Origin of the sequence: Arthrobacter sp. zg-Y1116, from assembly GCF_024385485.1 — a bacterium.
Lineage (GTDB): Bacteria > Actinomycetota > Actinomycetes > Actinomycetales > Micrococcaceae > Arthrobacter_B.
The window spans coordinates 489,098-504,258 of sequence record NZ_JANFLR010000004.1 but is presented as its reverse complement, the minus strand read 5'-3'; the positions used below and the strand labels follow the sequence as shown (position 1 = coordinate 504,258).

Annotated in this window: 13 protein-coding genes; 7 read left to right on the top strand and 6 right to left on the bottom strand. The window is 64.7% G+C overall.

The features are described from left to right. Window positions 1-81 precede the first annotated feature (81 nt). Both NNX34_RS13740 and NNX34_RS13735 read right to left on the bottom strand, forming a co-directional pair. Window positions 82-1,509, bottom strand: a complete 1,428-nt coding sequence (locus NNX34_RS13740) for an MFS transporter (RefSeq protein WP_255767069.1) — start codon at window positions 1,507-1,509, stop codon at window positions 82-84. A gap of 178 nt (window positions 1,510-1,687) precedes the next feature. After that, window positions 1,688-3,094 carry an NAD(P)H-quinone dehydrogenase gene (locus NNX34_RS13735; protein WP_255767068.1) on the bottom strand — a complete coding sequence of 469 codons (1,407 nt, stop codon included), beginning with the start codon at window positions 3,092-3,094 and terminating at the stop codon, window positions 1,688-1,690. Window positions 3,095-3,184: 90 nt separating this feature from the next. Between NNX34_RS13735 and NNX34_RS13730 the strand changes: the two genes are divergently transcribed. Genes NNX34_RS13730 through NNX34_RS13720 form a run of 3 tightly spaced genes read left to right on the top strand, consistent with a single transcriptional unit; the run spans window position 3,185 to window position 6,382 of the window. Further along, a complete protein-coding gene (locus NNX34_RS13730; RefSeq protein WP_230024962.1) occupies window positions 3,185-3,985 on the top strand; it encodes a purine-nucleoside phosphorylase in 801 nt (266 codons plus the stop codon). Window positions 3,986-4,033: 48 nt separating this feature from the next. After that, a complete protein-coding gene (locus NNX34_RS13725; protein WP_255767067.1) occupies window positions 4,034-5,806 on the top strand; it encodes a phospho-sugar mutase in 1,773 nt (590 codons plus the stop codon). Between the two features lie 18 nt (window positions 5,807-5,824). Then, entirely contained in the window at window positions 5,825-6,382 is a 558-nt protein-coding gene (locus NNX34_RS13720; protein ID WP_255767066.1) for a dihydrofolate reductase family protein, read from the top strand. Window positions 6,383-6,430: 48 nt separating this feature from the next. Here the strand turns inward: NNX34_RS13720 and NNX34_RS13715 are convergent, their stop codons facing one another. From NNX34_RS13715 to NNX34_RS13705, 3 genes are all read right to left on the bottom strand, one after another. Continuing rightward, entirely contained in the window at window positions 6,431-8,014 is a 1,584-nt protein-coding gene (locus tag NNX34_RS13715; RefSeq protein WP_255767065.1) for an EAL domain-containing protein, read from the bottom strand. Continuing rightward, complete coding sequence (locus tag NNX34_RS13710) at window positions 8,011-8,472, bottom strand: STAS/SEC14 domain-containing protein (RefSeq protein ID WP_255767064.1); 462 nt, start codon at window positions 8,470-8,472, stop codon at window positions 8,011-8,013. Before NNX34_RS13710 ends, NNX34_RS13715 begins: the two co-directional genes overlap by 4 nt. 137 nt (window positions 8,473-8,609) lie before the next feature. Then, window positions 8,610-9,674, bottom strand: a complete 1,065-nt coding sequence (locus NNX34_RS13705; RefSeq protein WP_255767063.1) for a hypothetical protein — start codon at window positions 9,672-9,674, stop codon at window positions 8,610-8,612. Between the two features lie 154 nt (window positions 9,675-9,828). Between NNX34_RS13705 and NNX34_RS13700 the strand changes: the two genes are divergently transcribed. From NNX34_RS13700 to NNX34_RS13685, 4 genes are all read left to right on the top strand, one after another. Further along, window positions 9,829-9,972 (top strand): hypothetical protein, encoded by a 144-nt coding sequence (locus NNX34_RS13700; protein WP_255767062.1) that lies wholly within the window; start codon window positions 9,829-9,831, stop codon window positions 9,970-9,972. A 136-nt stretch (window positions 9,973-10,108) separates the two neighbouring features. Then, the gene (gene deoC, locus NNX34_RS13695; protein WP_255767061.1) at window positions 10,109-10,783 is read left to right on the top strand and encodes a deoxyribose-phosphate aldolase; all 675 of its coding nucleotides are present in this window, start codon (window positions 10,109-10,111) and stop codon (window positions 10,781-10,783) included. Between the two features lie 39 nt (window positions 10,784-10,822). Beyond that, window positions 10,823-11,074 (top strand): hypothetical protein, encoded by a 252-nt coding sequence (locus NNX34_RS13690; RefSeq protein WP_229952409.1) that lies wholly within the window; start codon window positions 10,823-10,825, stop codon window positions 11,072-11,074. Window positions 11,075-11,206: 132 nt separating this feature from the next. Next, window positions 11,207-11,344, top strand: a complete 138-nt coding sequence (locus NNX34_RS13685) for a hypothetical protein (protein ID WP_255767060.1) — start codon at window positions 11,207-11,209, stop codon at window positions 11,342-11,344. A gap of 8 nt (window positions 11,345-11,352) precedes the next feature. Here NNX34_RS13685 and mfd read toward each other — a convergent pair whose 3' ends face one another. Beyond that, the gene (gene mfd / locus NNX34_RS13680) at window positions 11,353-14,952 is read right to left on the bottom strand and encodes a transcription-repair coupling factor (RefSeq protein ID WP_255767059.1); all 3,600 of its coding nucleotides are present in this window, start codon (window positions 14,950-14,952) and stop codon (window positions 11,353-11,355) included. Between the last annotated feature and the right edge of the window lie 209 nt (window positions 14,953-15,161).

The window sequence follows — 15,161 nt, the reverse complement described above, 5'->3', positions numbered from 1 at the left end:
GCAACAGCAGCAGCACCGCAAAACGCAGAAGGCCCGGCTCCCCCCACGGGAACCGGGCCTGCTGCTGTGTGCTTGAAAGGCCTAGGGGACCTTCACGCCCTCACTGGAATTGTTTTCGTAGTCGACGTCGCGGGTTTCCTTGGTCACGAACAGTGCGATCAGCGTCAGCACCGCCATGGAGGACAGGTAGATGCCCACCAGCCACGGGCTTCCGTCCGCGGCCTGCCACAGGGCGACGGCGATGAACGGTGCCACCGCTGCGCCCAGGATCGAGGAGACGTTGTAGGCGATGGCCGACCCGGTGTACCGCACGTTGGTCGGGAAGAGCTCCGGCAGCAGGGCTCCCATGGGTCCGAACGTCAGGCCCATCAGGGTGAAGCCGATGATCAGCAGCGCCATCACCCCCACGGTTCCGCCGCCCAGCAGCGGCGAGAACGTGAAGCCGAAGAGGAAGATGCCGGCGGTGACAACCAACAGTGTCTTGCGGCGTCCGAACTTCTCCGCCAGCGGACCGGCGACGAGCGTGAAGATCCCGAAGAACACCACGCCGATGATCAGCATGATCAGGAAGTCGTTGCGGGCGTAGCCCAGACCGGCGGCGAAGGTCTCCGGGTCGAACGGCTTGCCGGCCTTTTCCGCGGCGGCCTTGGCCGCTTCCGCGCTCTTGGCCGCGGTCCCGTAGGACAGCGTGAACGTGGTCATCAGGTAGAACAGCACATACGTCGCCAGCATGATGAAGGTGCCGGCAATCATCGGGCGCCAGCTGTACTTGAAGGCGCGGCTCAGGGGCAGTTTGCTGACCTCTCCCGAATCCACAACCTTCTGGAAGGCCGGCGTCTCAACCAGCTTCAGCCGGACGTACAGGCCGATGATCACCATGACGGCGCTGGCCAGGAACGGCACGCGCCAGCCCCAGGAGTCGAACTGCTCGGCATCCAGCTGGAAGCTCAGCAACAGGAACAGGCCGTTGGCCAGGATGAACCCGATCGGCGCGCCCAGCTGCGGGAAGGTTCCCCAGACGGCACGCTTGTTGGCCGGCGCGTTCTCCGTCGCGAGCAGCGCCGCTCCGGACCATTCCCCACCCAGGGCCAGGCCCTGGGCAAACCGCAGGACCACCAGCATTGCGGGAGCGAGGACCGTCCAGCCGTTTTCCGCGGTCGGCAGGCAACCGATCAGGAACGTCGCAATCCCCATGGTCAACAGCGATGCCACCAGGGTTCCCTTGCGGCCCACCTTGTCACCGAAGTGCCCGAAGACGATGGAGCCCAGCGGCCGGGCAATGAAAGCCACCCCGAACACGGCGAACGAGCTCAGCAGGGCCGTGATGCCCTCGGCATTCGGAAAGAACAACCGGGGGAAGACGAGGACTGCTGCCGTTGCGTATACGTAGAAGTCATAGAACTCGATGGAGGTTCCGACGAGGCTGGCAACAATCACGCGGCCCTTGGAATTGGTTTTGGCCGGCGCCGGCGCCGGCGTAGATGCCGCGGAGGGATTCTTAGTAGACATTGGAGCTCTTTCGCAAGAGGAAATGAAGTATCCATATCGTAGGAGCATGCGTCCGTTATTTGAGATTTGTGTCCATATGCCGGACAAATATTTCATGCTGCCGGTTCACGGGCATAAAAAATCCCGCGCCCGCAAACGGATAATCCGATGCGGGCGCGGGAAGAAGAAGAGTAGTTGGTTACATGTGGACGTGCAGGCGGCGGGCGGCTTCGGAAATGGAGCCCGTGAGCGACGGGTAGACGGCGAAAGTATTGGCCAGGTCATCCACGTGGAGCTTATGGGTGACGGCGATGGCGATCGGGAAGATCAGCTCCGAGGCGCGCGGACCGACCACGACGCCGCCGATCACGGTGCCGGAGCCCTTGCGGGAAATGATCTTCACGAAGCCTTCCTTGACGTCCATCATCTTGGCCCGGGCGTTGGTGTGCAGGGACAGCTTGATGACGTCGCCCTGGTACCGGCCCTCGGCAATGTCGGCCTCGGAAACGCCCACGGACGCGATTTCCGGGGAGGTGAAGATGTTCGAGGCCACGGTCTTGAGCTTCAGCGGCTTCACGCCGTCGCCCATGAGGTGTGCCACGGCGATGCGGCCCTGCATGGCCGCCACGGAGGCCAGGTTGAAAACGCCGGTGCAGTCGCCCGCGGCGTAGACGTTGTTGGCCGTGGTGCGGGAGACGCCGTCAACCCGGATCTGGCCGCGCTCGTCCAGCTGCACCCCTGCTTCTTCCAAACCGATGCCCGCGGTGTTCGGGATGGCGCCCACGGCTACGAGACAGTGGCTGCCTTCAACAGTCCGTCCGTCCGAAAGCGTGACCAGCACGCCGTCGCCCGTATTCTTCACGGAGTCGGCGCGCGACCGGCTGAGCACGGTCATGCCGCGGGCCTGGAAAACGTCTTCCAGCACGACGGCGGCATCTGCGTCCTCGCCGGGCAGCACGCGGTCGCGGCTGGAGATCAGCGTGACCTTGGTGCCGAGCCCGTTGTAGGCGGAGGCAAATTCCGCGCCGGTGACGCCGGAACCGATGACGATCAGGTGCTCGGGAACCTCGGTGAGGTTGTAGATCTGCTTCCAGGTGAAGATCCGCTCACCGTCGGGAACGGAGGTCTCCAGCTCACGGGGGTTCGCGCCGGTGGCAATCAGCAAGGCTTCGGCCTTGACCGTTTCCACGGTGCCGTCGTCGGCGGTGACTTCAATGGTGGTGTTGTCCAGCAGGCGGCCTTCGCCGATCTTCACCTTCACGCCCACCCGTTCCAGGGTGCTGCGGATGTCATTGGACTGTTCCTTGGCCAGGGCCAGCAGGCGATGATTGACCACCTTCAGGTCTGCGTAGACCGGCGAGGCCACGTCCCCGAATTCCACGCCGAGATTCCGGGCCGCATTCAGCCGGGTCATCACATCGGCAGTGGCAATAAGTGTCTTGGACGGAACGACGTCGGTGAGCACGGCGGAGCCGCCCAGCCCCTGCCGCTCGACGACGGTTACGTCCGCTCCGAGGGATGCCGCCACGAGGGCAGCCTCGTAGCCGCCGGGGCCGCCTCCGAGAATCGCAAGTTTTCGGGCAGTAAAATCTAGTTGGGTGGTCACAAGGGTCTATTCTGTCCCATCGAGTGACGGCGCTCAAACGGCGGTGCAGGCGCGGACTTCGGCAGGCCGGCAAGGCTGTAAGTTTGTTAAGTGACTAACGACCCATTTGAACTTGCCCAGCAGGCCGCCGACTACATTGCAGAGCACACCGGCGTGCCCTCCCACGACATTGCACTGGTCCTCGGAAGCGGCTGGGGTGAAGCCGCCGAGCTGATCGGCGAGACCACCGCTACGCTCTCCGCCTCCGATATCCCGGGCTTCTCGGCCCCCTCCGTGCAGGGGCACGTGGGCACCATCCGCTCCGTCCTCACCACCGACGGCAAGCGCGCCCTGGTCCTGGGTGCACGCACCCACTACTACGAGGGCAAGGGCGTACGCGCCGTCGTGCACGGTGTCCGCACCGCAGCCGCCGCCGGCGCCAAGGTCATGGTCCTCACCAACGGCTGCGGCGGGCTGAATCCCGAGTGGCAGCCGGGCACCCCGGTGCTGATCAGCGACCACCTCAACCTCACCGCCACGTCCCCGCTCGAAGGCGCGACGTTCGTTGACCTGACAGACCTGTACTCGTCGCGGCTGCGCGACGTGGCACGCAGCGTGGACCCGACCCTGGATGAAGGCGTTTACGCCCAGTTCACCGGCCCGCACTACGAAACGCCGGCCGAGGTCCGCTACGCCAAGACCATCGGCGCCGACCTGGTCGGCATGTCCACGGCACTCGAAGCCATTGCCGCACGCCACGCCGGCATGGAGGTCTTCGGGATCTCCCTGGTCACCAACCTGGCCGCAGGCATCAGCCCGGTGGCACTGAGCCACGGCGAGGTCCTGGAAGCGGGACAGGCCGCCGGACCGCGCATCTCCAAGCTGCTCGCCGAGATCATCAACAAGATCTAGCAGCTTTCCGCCGCACAGCTACCCGCACCAGCAACAGTAGGTATCCACATGACTCTGATCCCCGCCGACCTCGAAGAACTAACCGCCGCCGCGCACGCGTGGGCGGACAGTGACCCCGATCCGGACACCGCCCGTGAGCTCCGCACCCTCCTCCGCACCCTCGCGGACACGGACGGTGCGGACCCCGACGGTGCGGACGCCGCTGCGGCGGAACTGGCGGACCGGTTTGCCGGCACGCTCGAGTTCGGAACCGCTGGGCTGCGTGCGGAGCTGGGCGCCGGTTCAAACCGGATGAACCGCGTGGTGGTGCGGCGCACCGCTGCAGGCATCGCGTCCTTCCTGCAGGACACAGCCGGCGACAACTGGACTCCCAGCGCCGTGATCGGCTACGACGCCCGGTACAAGTCGAAGGACTTCGCGCTGGAAACGGCTGCCGTTTTCGGCGCCGCCGGCATCGAAACGTTCCTGCTGCCCTGCACGCTTCCGACGCCGCTGCTCGCCTACGCGGTCCGCGCCCTGGACGCGGACGCGGGCGTGATGGTCACTGCCAGCCACAACCCTGCCGCGGATAACGGCTACAAGGTCTACCTGGGCGGCCGCACGGTCAAGGGTCCCGGCCGGGGTGCGCAGATTGTCACGCCGTACGACGCCGAGATCGCCGCACGGATCGACTACACCGTTCCGCTGGACTCCATTGAGCTGGCACCGGACGGCTACACCGAAGTTTCCGAGTCGCTGATCGCTGACTACATCGGCGCCGTCGACGATCTGGCGCACCGGGAAGGCTACCCGGCACGGGACCTGGACATCGTCCTCACGCCTATGCACGGCGTCGGCGGCGAAACCATGTCCGCCGTGCTTCGCGGTGCCGGGTTCACCTCGGTGACCCTGGTTCCGGAGCAGGCACTGCCGGACCCGGACTTCCCCACCGTTGCCTTCCCGAACCCGGAGGAACCCGGAGCGCTGGACCTGGCCCTGAAGCTTGCCGCCGAGCGGGACGCGGACCTTGTCCTGGCCAATGATCCGGACGCCGACCGCGCCGCCATCGCGGCCAAGGACCCTGCCACGGGCGAATGGCGCATGCTGCGCGGTGACGAAGTCGGCGCCCTGCTGGGCCGCCACATTGCCCGGCGGATCGCTGCCGGCCGCTGGAAGGTACGGGGCGAGAAAGCCCGGTCCGGCGTTGTCTTCGCCAACTCGATTGTTTCCTCCCGCCTCCTGGCCCGCATTGCGGATGCTGCAGGTTTTGAGCACCAGGAAACCCTGACCGGGTTCAAGTGGATCTCCCGGGTGCCGAAGCTGACCTACGGATACGAAGAAGCACTGGGCTACTGCGTGGCACCGGGACTGGTCCGGGATAAGGACGGCATCTCCGCCGGACTGCTGCTGGCCGAGCTGGCCGCTGCCCTGAAGGCGAAGGGCCGGACCCTCTTTGACGAACTCGACGAGCTGGCCCTGGAGCACGGCCTGCACCAGAGCGACCAGCTCTCCGTCCGGGTGGAGAACCTGGGCCTGCTGACCGAAATGATGCAGCGGCTGCGTGAGCACCCGCCGGCCTCCTTCGCCGGTTCCCCGGTGGAGACCGCCGTCGACCTTGCCGAAGGCGCCAACGGACTGCCGCCCACGGACGGGCTGCGGTACGTTACCCGTGACAACACCCGGGTCATCATCCGTCCCAGCGGAACCGAGCCGAAGCTCAAGTGCTACCTCGAGGTGATTGAGCCCGTCGGTTCAGCGGCTGATCTGCCGGCTGCGCGTTCGAACGCACGCGCAACCCTGGATGCAGTGCTGGCCGATGTACGGACAGCCCTGGGACTCTAACCTAAGCGGGAGGCCGGCATGGGACGGCTGATCTACACCAGCATCACGTCGCTCGACGGGTACATAGCGGACGAGTCCGGGTCCTTTGACTGGAGCATGCCCGATGAAGAGGTCCATTCCTTCGTCAACGGGCTTGAGCGGGACGTCCACACGCATCTGTTGGGACGGCGGCTTTATGACGTGATGGCTGCCTGGGACGCCGTCCCCGCAGAGGACGAGCCGCCCGCCATCCACGAGTACGCGCGGATCTGGCAGGGGGCGGACAAGGTGGTTTTCTCGCGAACCCTCGCCGGCCTCTCCGCCCCGCGCACGCGGCTGGAACGGGAGTTCGATCCCGCTGCCGTGCGGGCACTCGTGGAGGCGTCCGACGGCGACGTGTCCGTGGGCGGAGCGGACCTCGCCGGCCAGGCGCTGCAGGCGGGGCTGGTTGACGAGTTGCAGCAGCTGCTCTCCCCCGTGATTGTCGGTGGCGGGAAGCGGTTCCTTCCGGACGGTCTGCGGCTGGACCTGGAGCTGCTGGAGGAGAAGCGATTCGCCAACGGCGTCGTGTTCCTGCGGTACCGGGTCCGGAACTGAGCTTCCTTCACCTGCGTCCGGGCGCCCGGTCAGGCCAGCAGTGTCCGGTTACGCCAGCAGTTCCGTGGCCAGCGGCAGGCGGCTGCCGCTGGTCAGGAGCGTTCCCACCTGCCCGGCGGTGAGCGGCCGGCTGAAGTAGTAGCCCTGGCCGCTGCAGCAGCCCATGTCCTGCAGTAGTTCAGCCTGCTCCAGGGTCTCTATTCCTTCGAAGACTGCTTCCATTCCGGCGGCCTGAATGAGCCGGTGAACGGCGTCCACGAACTGCAGCTGCCCTTCGTCGCGGCTGATCTCGGCGATCAGGGCGCGGTCCACCTTGACGGTATCCACCGGCAGGCGCCGCAGGTAGCTGATGGATGAATACCCCGTGCCGAAATCGTCGATTTCCAAGCGGACGCCCAGGGCTTTGAGCGACCTCATGGAGTAAGTCTCAACGTCTCCGCTGCCCACGAAAGCGCTCTCGGTGATCTCGAGAACCAGATCCTGCGGAGCTGCGCCGACTTCCCGCAGCTGCGCCCGGACAAAGTCGACCAGGTCCATGCTCTGCAGTTCAGACGGGGAGACGTTGACGCGGATATGGAAGCCGTCCTGGTCCTGATCGGCCTCACGCCACTGCGCTAGTTGCTCCAGGGCAGACCGCAGCACCCAGCGTCCGATCCCCAGGATGGCTCCGCTCTCCTCGGCCAGCGGAATGAAGATGTCCGGCATGACCAGTCCCTGCGTCGGATGCTCCCAGCGCAGCAGCACCTCCACACCCTGCATCTTGCCGGTGACCAGATCTACAACGGGCTGGTACGCCAGCCGAAACTCGTTGCGTTCAACGGCATTGCGCAGATCAGAGGACATTTTGCGCCGCAGTTGGCGGGCGTAGAGCATCACCGGTTCAAATAGCCGAACCAGGCCCGGACCGTCTTCCTTCGCTTCGTACATTGCCGTGTCGGCGCGGAGAAGCAGGTCTTCGGCGGACTGCCCAACCTCGGCAAGGTGCACGCCAATGCTGGCACGGGGCCAGACATCCAGTTCCTCCACCTTCATTTTGAACCCCAGTGCTTCCTGCACACGCTCGGCCGTCGCCCGGGCGGACATGCGGCTGACGTCAGGGAGCAGAACCGCGAATTCGTCGCCGCCGAGCCGTGAAACGGTGCTATCCCCCGGCACGCAGGCGAGCAATCTTGTCGCCACTTCTTGGAGTACCCGGTCACCCGCTTGGTGTCCGAAGCTGTCATTGATGTCTTTGAACCCGTCCAGGTCAACCATCAATACCGCCGGCGCGGTATCCCGAACTTGCTCGACGTTCCAAACCGTCAACGCGTCCTCAGCTGCCTGCATCAAGGCAGTTCTGTTTCCAGCCCCGGTGAGGGGGTCGCTAAGGGCCATGTGCTGCATCTGGGCGTGGGCTTCCCGGAGCTCCTGGGTACGGTCCTGCACACGCTGCTCAAGGTCCCGGTAAATATCGTCCAGTTCTTCGGCCAGCAGATTAATGCCCGTGCTGACGGCATCAATCTGGTCGCGTGCGGGCGAAACGGGAATTCGCGATGTGAGGTTTCCCGCCGCGATACTGACAATGCCCTCAACTATCCTGTTCAGCCGGACGGCTTCGCCAGGCAGATTGGCAGCTCCAGAGTCAGGTGTCATACCGCAAATCGTTTCAGCCAGCCAAGCGCGTCAGGTTCGCTTGAGAAGTAGCGGGTGGGGCACGGCTGCACTTCGCCGCCCAGCAGAAAATTGGCAATAACGCGGTCCACCGGCGAGACACCCATGACGGCCACCGCCGAGAGCGACCGCGCCGCACTGAAAACGTCGCGGGCGCTTCGGGATACTGAATCCACTCCAGTCAAGACCAGGAGCAGAGGCAGGGTACTGGCTCCGGCGAGGGCCTGGATCTTCTCTGCCGCCTGCAGGGCCATCGTCCCGGTGATCACTTCACCTGGCGGCAGCGCCAGTACCAAATGTCCCTCCTCGGCGAATTCGACCGAGATGTGCCCGGGGGAAATCCTTTCATCCCCGGTTAGCACGCCCTTGCCGTCCGTCGGGTTCTGCGGGTCGGCATAAGGGCGTGTCCCTGCGTACTGCAATCTATCGCGTCTAGCCATGCTTCCCCCAAGTCGCTGCGCAGGATCAAATGCAGCGGATTCCCTCGCCGATTTGGAACGGCTCGTCCGTGATTGCCGCCGATAATTCGAAAGACGGTGTTTGTATTGTGCGCCTTCGATACTTAAATATCGAGTTCCTAGGCCTGACTTTTCGTTTCGTGTTCAGCTGTTTGGGCGATGGAGTCATTTCGGAGGATGGTCCTGATAATCTCCCGTGCTCTTTCGGCTTGGACAGGTGCCCCTATACCGTCGAATAGTCGTTCACCTTCCCGCGCCGCGTCCAATGCCTCCCCAGCTCGCCCGAGGTCGAACAGGCATCTCGCCAAAACCATCAGTGCCTGTGCCCGGGTATACGGGAATAATTCTTCGGCCTTGATGGCCACGTCCCGGAGCTTTTGTTCGGCTACGCCATTATTTCCTGCCAAGTGTTCCCAGTGGGCGCGTGATAAAAGGATCTCCAGCCGGTCGGCCAGGTTTCCCTCGGAAACCGAAATGGCTACTTCCGCCCGTTCAATGCATTCGAGGGTCTCCGGCCCCACTACCCCTGCATCCATGCGCAGGTTTGCCGAGGCCTTATTAAACAGTGCCCATAGGTTGACGTCCCCCAACGAGGTCAGGGCCGTTGCTGCCTGCCGGTGGAACCGGAGTCCTTCCTCGATCCGTCCGGACATAAATGCCGAATTTCCGATCGTCCAGTAGGCCATGCCGCTAGCCCTTGCGCCTGCTTCAGGACCAACGAGGGAGTCCAGCACCATCGCTTCCTGCCATGCCGCCTCCACCTCCCCCTCTTCCGCCATCGTTGACACCCGTGAGTGCTGAGCAGCCGTCCGCAACTCCCTCGACCGATCTGGAACGATGCTTACGGCTTCCTGCGCCGCACGGAGGGCACGCTCGCTTGCGCCCTTGTCCTGCAGAACCTGCGCGTAAAGCACCCGTGCACGGACGCCGGACTCCGGGTACTCCAGAATGGCAGGGTGAGCGATGAGGGTTTCGATCGTTTGGATGCAGTCGTCCACCAACCCCAGATCGTACTGGTATCGGATAATGTCCAGCATTAGCCGGCAGTACCCCCAGTTGTCGCCGGCCTGAAGGGCAGAATCTCGGGCAAGTTCCGTGTATTCGATGGCTTTTCGGTAATCGCGGCGCTCCCTGGCCTGTTGCGCCCGATACTCGTTTGCTAGGTAGTCTCGTTCAGCTTCCAAGGAATCCGGCCCTCCTGCGACAGTGGTCCAATGGTGTTCTGCAATGTTTCCTCAGCATTCCCTAAAGTCCCCCGACCGCATATCAATAGGTGCCTAAGCATAGCTATACTTCTAGTGTTTCGACCGATAAGCCTTTTCTCTCAAGGAGCATTACATGAAAAAATTCGGTGCAGCTGCACTCCTGGCCGCCGTTATCTTCGGGGCGGGCACCGTAGCCCAGACCTCCGACTCAGCTCCTTTGGCCGGCGCCAACAAGAATATTGTCCAGCCGTACGGTAACTGGCCCAGCGTGGGTTAATAACCTCAAAGGTGAATCGGCCGGGCTCCGCATTGCGGACCCGGCCGATTTTTTCATCCTTGCGCACGCCCCGGCAGCCCGCCGCCACCGTGATCTCGACCACGCGGCACCACTGCCCTATGGCAAGATAGATCCCATGTCTACACCCATTGCCTCGTATATTGATCACACGCTCCTCAAACCCGAGGCCAGCCGCGACGACATCCTCCGGGTCTGCTCCGAAGCCGCTGAGTACCAGTTCAAGTCCGTCTGCGTTAACCCGATCTGGGTCGGTACCGTCCGCAACGCGCTGAAGGGCAGCGGAGTGCTCACCTGCTCGGTCATCGGCTTCCCGCTGGGAGCCACCACCACCGAGGTGAAGGTCTTTGAAGCCCAGGGCGCGCTTCAGGACGGCGCAGATGAGATCGACATGGTCATCGACATCGCCGCAGCCCGGCGCGGAGACCGCGCCGCCCTGGTCCGCGACATTGCAGCCGTCGCCGACGCCGTGCATGCTGCCGGCGGCATCCTCAAGGTCATCATCGAAACCTCCCTGCTCACTGATGAGCAGAAGGTCCTGGCCTGCGAAGCTTCGGTCGAAGCCGGAGCCGACTTCGTGAAGACCTCCACCGGTTTCAACGGCGGCGGAGCCACTGCCGAAGACGTTGCCCTGATGCGCCGGACGGTCGGTCCGGACCTCGGAGTCAAGGCCTCCGGCGGTGTCCGTTCGCTCGAAGATGCGCAGGCAATGATCGATGCCGGGGCCACGCGTATCGGAGCGAGCTCGGGAATCGCTATTGTTAATGGAAGCAAAGCCACGTCGGACTACTGACCGGCATAGCTACTGACACTTTTTGAAACGGAGAACTTCATGGTTGGAACACGGTCAAAGCAGCCTTCACACTCGGGCGAGGGCCATCTGGTCAGCAACATCCTCATCTTTGCCGTGATGTTCGCCATCTTCCTGGGCGCCATCTACGCGGTGAACTGGCTGACCCTGGACAACGTGTGGCCGATGGCCGTTCTGCTGGTCGCCGCGACCGGCATGTACCTCGTTGCATTCAGCATCGGCCGTTCCGACACCACCACGGAGTTGGCCAAGGGATACTCGCACAACGAGTAGTTTTCCTGCGTAAACAGCGATGCACCCCAGCCCTCGGGCTGGGGTGCATCGCGTTTAACTGAGTAGTCGCCGGGGTTAAGCAGGTGTGTCCTACTCTTAGCGGCCGCGCCCAGCCGTCCCTAGATTCGGTTTATGACTACCACCATGACCCGCAGGGAGTGGCGCCGGAACCGGGCCCTGCAGCAGCGCATCGTCCTCGTCGGTTACTCGGTACTGGCCTCCTGCGTAGTGGCCGCCGCCGGTGTTTTCGTCATTGCGGTGACTGGCTAGCCTCCGGCTTACTCCTTGAACACGGCGTCGAGCACCTGCTTGGCCCAGGCCAGGATTTCGGCGTCCACCAGATCCCTCCCGCCTATCCTGGCGGTCTTCGGCTTGGGTACCAGCACCGCGTTCAGCGCCGGCTTCACGAGCGCCCCGGGATACATACGCTGCAGTCGCATGGTCCTCGACTCGGGCAGGTCCGCCGGTGCGAACTTGATGAAGTTGCCCTGCAGCGCGACGTCGGTGAGCCCGGCGGCGCGTGCATCCACCCGGAAGCGGGCTACATCGATCAGGTTCTTCACTTCCTGCGGGGGCTCGCCGTAACGGTCCACCAGTTCGGCCAGCACTTCGTCGATCGCCTCATTGGTGAGTGCTGACGCCAGCTTGCGGTAGGCCTCCAGCCGCAGCCTCTCCCCCGGAACGTAGTCGTGCGGGAGATGGGCGTTGACCGGCAGCTCGATCTTCATTTCGGCCGCCTTCTCCTCGGCCTCGCCCCGGTAGTCGGCCACGGCTTCGCCTACCAGCCGGATGTACAGGTCAAAGCCGACGCCGGCAATATGGCCGGACTGTTCCCCGCCCAGCAGGTTGCCGGCACCGCGGATCTCCAGGTCCTTCATGGCCAGCTGCATGCCCGCACCCAGCTCGTTGTGCGTGGCCACGGCCTTCAGCCGTTCAAGTGCCACCTCGCCCAGCGGCTTTTCGGACGGGTACAGGAAGTACGCATAGGCCCGCTCCCGGCCGCGCCCCACCCGGCCGCGCAGCTGGTGCAGCTGCGAAAGCCCGAAGTGGTCCGCACGGTCCACGATCAGGGTGTTGGCATTGGAGATGTCCAGGCCCGTTTCGATGATGGTGGTGCACACCAGCACGTCGAAGCGCTTCTCCCAGAAATCCACAATGATCTGCTCGAGCTTGGACTCGCTCATCTGGCCGTGCGCGACGGCGATCCGCGCCTCCGGCACCAGTTCCCGCAGATGGGCGGCCGTCCGGTCAATCGAGGACACCCGGTTGTGGACAAAGAAGACCTGGCCCTCGCGCATGAGCTCCCGGCGGATGGCGGCGGAGGCCTGTTTGTCCGTGTAGGGGCCCACATAGGTGAGCACCGGGTGCCGTTCCTCCGGCGGGGTGGCCAAGGTGGATGTCTCGCGGATACCGGTCAGGGACATCTCCAGGGTGCGGGGAATCGGGGTGGCGCTCATGGCCAGCACGTCCACGTTGGTGCGCATCTTCTTCAGCGCTTCCTTGTGTTCGACGCCGAAGCGCTGCTCCTCGTCCACGATCACGAGGCCCAGGTCCTTGAACCGGACCTCTTGGGACAGCAGACGGTGGGTGCCGATGACCACGTCCACGGCGCCGGTCTTGACGTCCTCGATAGTTGCCTTGGCCTGCTTGGCGGTCTGGAAGCGCGAGAGCGAATCCACCCGGACCGGGAAGCCGGAGAAGCGTTCGGCGAAGGTTTCCATATGCTGCTGGGCCAGCAGCGTGGTGGGCACCAGCACGGCCACCTGTTTGCCGTCCTGCACGGCCTTGAACGCTGCACGCACCGCGATCTCGGTTTTGCCGTAGCCCACGTCGCCGGAGACCAGCCGGTCCATGGGGATTTCACGCTCCATGTCCGCCTTGACCTCGTTGATAGTGGTCAGCTGATCCGGGGTCTCGACATAAGGGAACGCTTCCTCGAGTTCACGCTGCCACGGGGTGTCCGGGCCGAAGGCGTGGCCCTTGGACGCCATCCGGGCGGAGTAGAGCCGGATCAGCTCCCCCGCAATCTCCTTGACCGCCTTGCGCGCCCGGCTCTTGGTCTTGGCCCAGTCGGAACCGCCCATCTTGGACAGGACAGGGGTTTCACCGCCCACGTACCGGGTGATCTGGTCCAGCTGGTCGGTGGGGACGAACAGCCGGTCCCCCGGCGCCCCGCGCTTGGAGGACGCGTATTCAAGCACCATGTACTCGCGCACTGTCTTGTTGGTGCCGGCGCCGGTGGCACGCTGGATGAGCTCAATGAACTTGCCCACGCCATGCTGCTCATGCACCACGAAGTCGCCCTCCTGCAGCTGCAGCGGATCGACGGCGTTGCGCCGTTTGGAAGGCATCTTGCGCATGTCGCGGGTGGAGTAGGTGCTGGCGCGGCCGAGCAGGTCCGCCTCGGTCAGCAGACCGGTCTTGAGGGTGTCAAAGACATACCCGCGGCCGGCGCTGGCCGTGGTGATGGCGATGACGCCGGGGCGCGGTTCCTCGTCCACGGATTCCACCAGCGCTGCGGGAATGTCGTTCTCCCGGAACAGTTCGGCCAGGCGGGAGGCCGGGCCCGGCCCCTCCGTCACCACCACCACACGCCAGGCGTCCCGGACGCGGCCGCCGATGAACTCCATCATTTCCGCTACGTCGCCCCGGTAGCCGCGCGGTTCCCGGGCGTTGATGGTCAGGGTGTCGATGTCCAGGACGGTTTCGTCGTCGGGGTTGAAGGATGTAATGGACCACCAGGCCACGTCATTGGCGTGCGCGGCAGTGCGCGTATCGGCCAGGGAACGGAAGCTTGCAGCGTCCAGGTCCGAGGCCAGCCCGGCGGAAAGATCCAGGGGCGCCGCACCGCCGTCGGACGCCGTTGCCCAGGCTGCGGCCAGGAACTCCTCGTTGGTGGCGGCCAGGTCGTGGGCGCGGGCCCGGACCTTTTCCGGCTCGATGACCACGGCAATGGATCCGCGGGGCAGCTCCCCCATCAGCGGGACCATGGAGTCCACCAGCACCGGAGCGAGGGATTCCATGCCTTCCACGGCAATTCCGCCGGCGATCTTTTCCAGCATGTCCGAGGCGGCCGGCATCTGGTCCTTGAGCTTGGCGGCGCGGCTCATGACCGACGGCGTGATCAGGATTTCCCGGCACGGCGGGGCGTAGAGCTCCGAGGGGTGGGTGATGTGCTCCCCGGTCAGGGTCCGCTGGTCAGCGACCGCGAACCAGCGCATGGAATCGACTTCGTCGCCGAAGAAGTCGATGCGGATGGGGTGGTCCTCGGTGGGCGGGAAAACATCCAGGATGCCGCCTCGCACGGCAAACTCGCCGCGGTGGGAGACCATATCCACCCGCGCATAGGCGGCCTCCGCCAGTGCCTGCACCACGGAGTCAAAGGGCTGCTCCTGGCCGACCTTCAGCGCCACCGGCTTGAGTTCGCCCAGTCCGGCCACCAGCGGCTGGAGCACGGCGCGCACCGGGGCAACCACAATCTGCACCGGGGCGGTTTCCGGGTGCGCCAGCCGGCGGAGCACCGACAGGCGCCGTCCGACGGTATCCGAGCGCGGGGACAGCCGCTCGTGCGGCAGGGTCTCCCAGCTGGGGAACTCTTCGATACCGGCCAAGGGAAGATAACTGCGCAGCGCGGCTGCCAGGTCCTCGGCCTCGCGTCCCGTCGCCGTCACGGCCAGCACCACCGGCGGAACGCCGGCACCGGTTCCGGCCGATGCCAGGCCGTCCACGACTTCGGCCAGCAGGGCGGCGCGCATGCCCTGCGGAGCCCCGATCTGCAGGTCTTCGCTGCGGCCTGCGGGCGGCCGGGAGGAAAGAGTCCGCACCCTTGCGTACGAGGGGTCCTCAGCGAGGGCGGCACGCAGTCCGTTCAGGCTCATGGGGTGTTTTCTCCTTCATGACGGCAACGCAAATACCCGAAGTCCACAAACGGAACCCCGGGGTTTTCTTCCACATTACCTGCTGCCGGGGCACCGGTCCGGCGCTCGCGCTGAGAGCGGAAAACGTGCGAAAGCGCGAGGTGCGCGGAGATCCGGACCCGGGCTGCAGCGCCGCTGGATCTGGATTTTCGCCGGGCCGCCTGCCACGC

Bases quoted from the DNA above. Each gene is read 5' to 3' on its own strand.
- NNX34_RS13740 (WP_255767069.1), bottom strand. From the start codon at position 1,509: ATGTCTACTAAGAATCCCTCCGCGGCATCTACGCCGGCGCCGGCGCCG.
- NNX34_RS13725 (WP_255767067.1), top strand. From the start codon at position 4,034: ATGACTCTGATCCCCGCCGACCTCGAAGAACTAACCGCCGCCGCGCAC.
- NNX34_RS13720 (WP_255767066.1), top strand. From the start codon at position 5,825: ATGGGACGGCTGATCTACACCAGCATCACGTCGCTCGACGGGTACATA.
- NNX34_RS13715 (WP_255767065.1), bottom strand. From the start codon at position 8,014: ATGACACCTGACTCTGGAGCTGCCAATCTGCCTGGCGAAGCCGTCCGG.
- NNX34_RS13710 (WP_255767064.1), bottom strand. From the start codon at position 8,472: ATGGCTAGACGCGATAGATTGCAGTACGCAGGGACACGCCCTTATGCC.
- NNX34_RS13700 (WP_255767062.1), top strand. From the start codon at position 9,829: ATGAAAAAATTCGGTGCAGCTGCACTCCTGGCCGCCGTTATCTTCGGG.
- deoC (WP_255767061.1), top strand. From the start codon at position 10,109: ATGTCTACACCCATTGCCTCGTATATTGATCACACGCTCCTCAAACCC.
- NNX34_RS13690 (WP_229952409.1), top strand. From the start codon at position 10,823: ATGGTTGGAACACGGTCAAAGCAGCCTTCACACTCGGGCGAGGGCCAT.
- NNX34_RS13685 (WP_255767060.1), top strand. From the start codon at position 11,207: ATGACTACCACCATGACCCGCAGGGAGTGGCGCCGGAACCGGGCCCTG.
- mfd (WP_255767059.1), bottom strand. From the start codon at position 14,952: ATGAGCCTGAACGGACTGCGTGCCGCCCTCGCTGAGGACCCCTCGTAC.